This window comes from Pseudomonas sp. RIT-PI-r (assembly GCF_001297015.1).
Classification (GTDB): domain Bacteria; phylum Pseudomonadota; class Gammaproteobacteria; order Pseudomonadales; family Pseudomonadaceae; genus Aquipseudomonas.
In genome coordinates this window covers 1-674 of the sequence record NZ_LIGE01000048.1, presented here as the reverse complement: position 1 = coordinate 674, position 674 = coordinate 1, and the positions used below count along the sequence as shown (strand labels likewise).

The following is a 674-nucleotide window of genomic DNA, read 5'->3' as shown; positions in this document are numbered from 1 at the left end:
GCGAAAACAACATCGACCAGCAGAGCTGGCCGATGCTTGTAACGATCAGCCGTAATTAAACGACTGGAGCACGCCAGTCATCGGAACCCGAAGTACCGGATACTTCGTGGGTCCAGGTGATTTTACGGTAGGTGAACTGCACTTCTTCCAGGTGGGTGAAGTGCGAGTTGCCTGGATCCTGGCAGTTGTGCATTTTGTTGTTGATGGCGACGATGATCGCGTCTTCCAGTTTGGTGGTGTAGTAGTGCTCTTGAGTACCTTGAGCAGAAGTACGGTACCACTGGATAACGATTTCGCTCATGCGCTCGCCGGAAGTCAGTGCTGCTTGCAGCAGTGGCGAAGCCTTGTCGTAGACCTTGGTGATCACAACTGGCTTGTGCACGCGCTGACCGGTTGGCTGACCGGATTGCGGGTCACGCGGGATGATCACGTCGTGGGTGAAAGCCTGAACCATAACCTGGTCTTCGTGGCCTTCCTGGTAGGTGTTGCCTACGGAGTCAGCGGTGAATGCGCCTGCAGTGATCAGGCCTTGTTTTTCGCCGGTAACCGACATGTACGCTGGTGTTGCCATGGGGTGCTCTCCTTGCGGAATAATTTAAGGTGCCCGGGAGGCGAAATCGCCCGGTGGGTGGCTGACTGTTATCAAGGAGCGTGCCAACAAATGCGCCGCCCTT

1 protein-coding gene is annotated in these 674 nt (G+C 55.5%); it reads right to left on the bottom strand.

All coding sequences use genetic code 11. The features are described 5' to 3' along the window. Positions 1–55 precede the first annotated feature (55 nt). Positions 56–571, bottom strand: a complete 516-nt coding sequence (locus tag AK821_RS29205; protein ID WP_007918282.1) for an Hcp family type VI secretion system effector — start codon at positions 569–571, stop codon at positions 56–58. Between the last annotated feature and the right edge of the window lie 103 nt (positions 572–674).

Coding starts and splice junctions, on each gene's coding strand:
- AK821_RS29205 (WP_007918282.1), bottom strand. CDS start 571: ATGGCAACACCAGCGTACATGTCGGTTACCGGCGAAAAACAAGGCCTG.